Consider the following 6,298-nt stretch of genomic DNA (forward strand, 5'->3'; position numbering starts at 1 on the left):
GCGCGGCACAGGTCGGGCTTGGCGACGTTCGTGGCGTCGACGAGGTCGTCGAGGTCGATGTAGCCGAGCGAGTCGGCGTCGATGGACCGGCAGATCTCGTCGGTGGACAGGCCGTTGGCGATCAGCTCCGCGCGGGTCGCGAAGTCGATGCCGTAGAAGCACGGCCACTTCACCGGCGGGGACGAGATGCGCACGTGCACCTCGCGGGCGCCGGCCTCACGCAGCATCCGGATCAGCGCGCGCTGGGTGTTGCCGCGCACGATCGAGTCGTCGACCACGACCAGGCGCTTGCCCTCGATGACGTCGCGCAGCGGGTTGAGCTTGAGGCGGATGCCGAGCTGGCGGATCGTCTGGCTGGGCTGGATGAAGGTGCGGCCGACGTAGCCGTTCTTGACCAGACCGGTGCCGTACGGGATGCCGGAGGCCTCGGCGTAACCGATCGCGCTCGGGGTGCCCGACTCGGGGACCGGGATGACCAGGTCGGCGTCGGCGGGGAAAGCCTTGGCCAGACGGCGACCGATCTCGACGCGCACGCTGTGCACCCGCTGACCGGAGATCAGGGTGTCGGGGCGGGCGAGGTAGACGAACTCGAACAGGCAGCCCTTGGGGGCGGCGTCGGCGAAGCGGCTCGTACGCAGGCCCTCCTCGTCGATCGCCACCATCTCGCCCGGCTCGATCTCGCGGATGAAGGAGGCGCCCACGATGTCGAGGGCCGCGGTCTCGGAGGCGACCACCCAGCCGCGCTCCAGCCGGCCGAGCACCAGCGGACGGATGCCCTGCGGGTCGCGGGCGGCGTACAGGGTGTGCTCGTCCATCCAGATGAAGGAGAACGCGCCCCGGATCTGCGGGAGCAGCTCGCGGGCACGCTCCTCGACCGTCTGGTCGGGGTGGTGCGCCAGGAGCCGGGTGACCACGGAGGTGTCGTTGCTCGCGGTCGGCATGCGGACGCCGAGGTCGAGCTGACCCGTGTCGGTCTCGCTCAGCATCTGCGCCAGGTCGGCGGTGTTGGTGAGGTTGCCGTTGTGCGCCAGCGCGATCGAGCCGGTCTCGGTCGGGTGGAACGTCGGCTGCGCGTTGTGCCACGTCGAGGCGCCGGTGGTGGAGTACCGGCAGTGGCCGACGGCGAGGTGGCCGTTGAGCGAGGCAAGCGTCGACTCGTCGAAGACCTGCGAGACCAGGCCCATGTCCTTGTAGACGAGGATCTGGCGGCCGTTGGACACGGCGATGCCGGCGGACTCCTGACCGCGGTGCTGCAACGCGTACAGGCCGTAGTAGGTCAGCTTGGCGACTTCCTCGCCGGGCGCCCAGACCCCGAAGACACCGCAGGCGTCCTGCGGCCCCTGGTCCTGGGGGTCGATCGCCGAGGTGAGGCGGCCGTCGCCGCCCTTCCGCCTGTTCATCGGGCTGGGCACGGTCAGAAGTCTACGGGCCAACGGCCCGTGGAGCCGCACCGCCGCCGCCCAGCGGTCACCGCCGCCCGCCCGGGACCAGTGAAGGGCTCCCCACCGGGCTAGATATCTGCGACGATCCATCGATGCCCCTCCCCCGTACGCTCGGCGCGCTCGCTCCCCTGCTCCTGCTCGCGGGCTGCGCGACGTCGTCCGGCGCGGACGCCGAAGGGGACGCGCCGACCCCGACGCCGGCGCCGGTGCTCGAACGCGCCTGGTCCGCCTCGGGGTGGCAGACCGTGCCGACCACGTGGAACGAGCGCTGGTGGCTGGCGGCCAGCACCACGACGAGCGGCGTGGGCCGTGGCACCACCGCCCATCCGGGTCCGTACAAGGCCGGCGACGTCCAGGACGGCTCGATCCGCGACGTGCGCGGCGTCGAGGGGTTCACGTGCGGCCAGCCCGTCCTGCCGGTCGGCGGCAGCCTCGTGGTCCTCGTCACCACCGGCCCGGCTCGCGGCGTCATGCTCGACTCCGAGCGACCCGACTGCACCACGGTGCAGGTGGTCGACCTGGCCACCGGGCGGCCCGTGTGGCAGGCCACCCTCCCCTCGCCCAGCGAGCGGCCGGGTCGGCTGGCCGTCCGCGACGGCGTCGTGCACCACACGCGCGGAGCGGTGACCTCGTGCTGGGGCCTGGAGGACGGCCTCCGGCTGTCGGGGGAGCAGTGCCAGGAGGTTCCCGAGGAGCGGTTCCTCGACGCCGAGGGGCAGCCCGTGGCGCCGCTGGACGGGCAGGAGGAGGTCGGCCGCAGCGCCGACGTCGTGCTCCTCACCGGGTCCGGCGACGCCGGAGCTGCCGTCGTACGCGCCCACTCCCTGCCCGACGGTCGCCTGCTGTGGACCGACACCCTCGACCCCGACCCGTTGCTGCCGGACCAGTGGCGACGCAACGAGGCGTACGTGCTGAGCACCTCGGGGCGGCTGCTGCGCGCGCACTACGAGTACGCCGACGACCCGGCCAGGAGTGTCGCCGTGCTCAGCGAGGTCGACCCTCGTACCGGTGAGATCGGTGGCGAGGTGGGCCGCGTCGAGGGCGGCCTGCTGCTCACGCTCATCGGCGACGTGGTGGTGCTCGCGGTCGACCAGGAGGAGGGGCTGAGGTCCCAGATCGCCGGGTTCGTGGTGCCGGGAGCCTGAGACGGCACCACCTTCGCCAACCCGCCCCGGCGGCCGGGCTCCTTCTGCCACCATGTGCGCGTGCCGACGTCTCTCGGGCGCACCCGGCGTGTCCTCACCGCCGGCGTTGTCGCCACCATCACCGTCCTCGCTGCCGCGTGCTCGTCACCGACCTCGGGTGGTTCGGACCCCGACAAGCCGGAGGCCGAGCCGACGGAGACCGTGACGCCGCAGGAGGCGCAGCAGGTGTGGTCGGTGCCGGCTGGCGTCAACCAGCCCCAACAGACCACCGCCCGGTACTGGACCTCGGCCCACCGGTTCTTCCAGGACGAGGCCGTGCTCGGCGGAGAGCTGATCATCCGCGACGGCAGGACCGGCAAGGAGGTGACCACGGCGCTGGACGACTTCGTGTGCGCACAGACGCATCTCGATCCCGAGGACGAGATGATGGTGGCGCTCGTCGCACCCCGAGGCACAGCGCATCTCACCATGGAGGGCTGGGGAGGTCAGCCGCTGCAGTCCGACGGTCTGCTCCCGAGCACCTGTACCCAACTGGTGGCCGTCCGGCTGGCCACGGGAGACGTCGCGTGGCGACGTGACCTCGAGCAGGTCGACACCATCCGCGGAAGCAGCCTCGACCTGCACGACGACGTGCTCCACGTGAACGGCTATGAGCAGCCCACACGGTGCTTCGCCCTGAGTGAGGGAACTCCCCGTCCGTGCGGCCCCTCCACACCCGCCGTCCTCCTCGACGAGCTCGGACAGACCATGGACGATCCCGTTCTCGACCCCCTCGCAACGGCGCGCGGCGTGTCCGTCTTCGTCGCGACAACGATGGACGGCGCCCCACAGACGGGCCGGGTGCACGACACCGCGACGGGCGAGTTCCTGTGGGACCGCTACCTGGAACCCGACCCCGAGCCCGAGCCGGGCTTCTACCAGGGCGACCTGCTCGCCTTCGACGACCATGGCATGCTGCGGTTCTCGTACGCGGGCGAGGACCGGTCGGTGCTCGTCGTGACCCGCATCGACGAGCGCACCGGCGAGGACGTGGGTGAGGTCGGCCGGCTCGAGGACGTGGTCTTTCGAGGCCAGGTGGGCGGCGTCACCATCGTGGGAGGCCTTCGACGCGGCGACTTCGTGCCGCCCCTGAAGGGCTACCGCTTCGACGACTGCGGCCGCGACTGCACCGGCGCGTGACGTACGACGGTCCGGCCGCCAGAGCGGCCGGACCGTCACACGTGCTGGGCGTCAGCGCTCGAGCTCACCCAGGTTCTTGAGCAGCAGCGCCTCGGCGAGGACGACCTTCTCGAACTCGGCCAGGTGCAGGCCCTCGTTGGCGCCGTGGGCGCGGGTGTCGGGGTCCTCGACGCCGGTGACGAGCACGCTGGCCTGCGGGAAGGCGTCGAGGAACTCGGCGATGAAGGGGATGGAGCCCCCGACGCCCATGTCGACGGGAGCGGTGCCGTCCCAGGCCTCGGTGAACGCGGCGCGGGCGGCCTCGTACGCGGGACCGGTGGCGTCGATCTGGGTGGCCTCGCCGGTGTCGACGACGACCGCGTTGAGCGTCGCGCCCCACGGGAGGTGCTTCTCGAGGTGTGCCTGCAGCGCGGCGAGCGCGTTGGCCGAGGTGTCGGCGGGCGCCGTACGGAGGCTGAAGCGGGCGCGGGCCGTGGGGACGAGGGTGTTGGAGGAACCCTCGACCTTCGGGGCGTCGAAGCCGGTGATGGACAGCGCCGGCTGCGTCCACAGGCGCTCGACGACGGGGCCCTGACCGATCCACTCGATGCCGGGGGCCGCACCGGACTCGGCGCGCAGGCGCTCCTCCGGGTACTCGACGTCGGCGGCGGCGCTGGACTTCAGGCCCTCGATGGCGAGACTGCCGTCGTCATTGAAGCAGCTCGCGATGAGACGGCTCAGGGTGATGATGGCGTCCGGCACGAGGCCGCCCCACATGCCCGAGTGGACGGCGTGGGTCAGCGTGCGGACCTCGACGTCCATGCGGACGAGGCCGCGGAGGCTGGTGGTGAGCGCCGGGACGCCGATGTCCCAGTTGCCGGAGTCGGCGATGACGATGACGTCGGCGGCGAGGCGGTCCTTGTACGTGGCGAGGAGGTCGGGCAGCGACTCCGAACCCATCTCCTCCTCACCCTCGATGAAGAAGGTGACGCTCACGGGGAGGTCGTCGCCGAGGATGCGCAGCGCACCGACGTGGGCCGCGATGCCGGCCTTGTCGTCGGCGGCACCGCGGGCGAACAGTCGAACGCCCCCTCGCCCGTCCTCCCTCTCCGTGGGCTCGAACGGGGCGGAGTCCCACTCGGCGTGGTCGTTCTCGGGCTGCACGTCGTGGTGGGCGTACAGCAGCACCGTCGGGGCACCCTCGGGGCCGGCCTTGTGGCCCAGCACGGCCGGCGCGCCGCCGTCCTCGCGGGCGCTGACGATCTCGACGTCGGTGCAGCCCACGCCGCGCAGGAGGTCGGCGACGGCCTCGGCGCTGCGCTGCACCTCGGAGGCGCGCGTCAGGTCGGCCGAGACGGACTCGATGCGGACCAGGTCTTCGAGGTCGCTGCGGACGCCGGGGAGCACCTCGGCAAGTCGGGCACGGATGTCGAGAGTCATGCCGTCCACAGTAGGACCGTCACGGCCCCGACGACGACTCAGGCCTCGGACCACCCTTCTCCGCGACGTTCGAGGGCGACCTGACGCTCGGAGTCGGCGAACCCGAGACGGCGGTACATCCCGATGGCGGGGCCTTCCTCGTCGGCGACCATGACGAGCTGGGTGACACCGAGCTCGGCGAGCGCGTACGTACCGGCGGCGTGGACGACGCTGGCGCCGATCCCCTGCCGCCGGTGGGCGGCGTGCGTCTCGACGTTCTGGAAGCGGGCCACGCCGGGCTCGGTACGGAAGACCGCTGCCGTGGCGACGAGCTCGTCACCGAGGAACGCCCCGAACCGGTGGCCGGATCCGGCCTCCACGAGGGCGCGCTCGTGGGCGTCGCGGGCGCGCTGGTAGACGAGGAACGTGTCCTGCGGCGTCGTCGGGGACAGCGTGTACGAGAGCAGCGCGCGCTGGACCCAGTCCTCGTCGGAGTCGAGGGGTCGTACGGTCACGGCGGCCAGCGGGGTGAGCGGCTGGTGGAGTGCGGAGGCGGTCAGCACGACGGAGCTGTCCACCGTGAGGCCGGCGGCCTCCCAACGCTTGCGGGCGTCGTCGTCGATCTCACCGGTGTCGATCCCGATGCTCACGTGTCCGGCCTCGGGGAACTCGGTGTGGAAGGCCCCCACGACCTCCTTCTCGCCGCCGGGGACGGGCGGGGCGGCCAGGAGGATGAAGTTGCCCCAGAAGTACGTGGGGTTGGCGGGGGTACGCACCACCAGGTGGGTGCCGCGGTCCTCGACGGTGCTGCCGGTGGCGGTCAGCAGGGCGAGGTCGGTCCGGTAGCCGAGGGAGCGTGCGTGCATGGGGCGAGGTTAGTCGGCGGCGCGCTGCTCGGCGGCGGCGGCGCTGACGCTGGGGTCGTTGAGGGTCCAGATCTGTCGCCTCTCGGAGTCGGTGAGGTTCGAGGCGGCGAGCACGCTCTGCAGGACGGCGGACTTGCCGGCCAGGTAGGCGTCGATGTCGATGCCGGGCTGGGCGGCGAGGCGGAGCTTGACCTCGGCGTACGCGTCGCGCAGGCGGCGACGGCCGGACCGACCTGGTCGCGCTCGACCAGGACGTCGACGTCGAGGA

5 protein-coding genes and 1 pseudogene are annotated in these 6,298 nt (G+C 72.0%); 2 read left to right on the forward strand and 4 right to left on the reverse strand.

Annotation, left to right across the window (positions count from 1 at the left end; genetic code table 11):
* Positions 1-1,400 (reverse strand): amidophosphoribosyltransferase (gene purF, locus ACI379_RS13265; protein ID WP_439792570.1); only part of this gene is annotated, 1,400 nt, incomplete at its 3' end.
* Between the two features lie 134 nt (positions 1,401-1,534).
* Here purF and ACI379_RS13270 point away from each other — a divergent pair.
* Both ACI379_RS13270 and ACI379_RS13275 read left to right on the forward strand, forming a co-directional pair.
* A complete protein-coding gene (locus tag ACI379_RS13270; protein ID WP_439792565.1) occupies positions 1,535-2,587 on the forward strand; it encodes a hypothetical protein in 1,053 nt (350 codons plus the stop codon).
* A gap of 60 nt (positions 2,588-2,647) precedes the next feature.
* On the forward strand, positions 2,648-3,766 hold the full coding sequence (locus ACI379_RS13275) for a hypothetical protein (RefSeq protein ID WP_439792567.1): 1,119 nt from the start codon (positions 2,648-2,650) through the stop codon (positions 3,764-3,766).
* Between the two features lie 51 nt (positions 3,767-3,817).
* Here the strand turns inward: ACI379_RS13275 and ACI379_RS13280 are convergent, their stop codons facing one another.
* From ACI379_RS13280 to ACI379_RS13290, 3 genes and pseudogenes are all read right to left on the reverse strand, one after another.
* Complete coding sequence (locus ACI379_RS13280) at positions 3,818-5,185, reverse strand: dipeptidase (RefSeq protein WP_439792568.1); 1,368 nt, start codon at positions 5,183-5,185, stop codon at positions 3,818-3,820.
* A 38-nt stretch (positions 5,186-5,223) separates the two neighbouring features.
* The gene (locus ACI379_RS13285) at positions 5,224-6,030 is read right to left on the reverse strand and encodes a GNAT family N-acetyltransferase (protein ID WP_439792569.1); all 807 of its coding nucleotides are present in this window, start codon (positions 6,028-6,030) and stop codon (positions 5,224-5,226) included.
* Between the two features lie 9 nt (positions 6,031-6,039).
* Positions 6,040-6,298 (reverse strand): annotated as a pseudogene (locus tag ACI379_RS13290) (hypothetical protein); the annotation flags it as partial.

The sequence above is a fragment of the Nocardioides sp. genome, from assembly GCF_051876515.1.
GTDB lineage: Bacteria > Actinomycetota > Actinomycetes > Propionibacteriales > Nocardioidaceae > Nocardioides.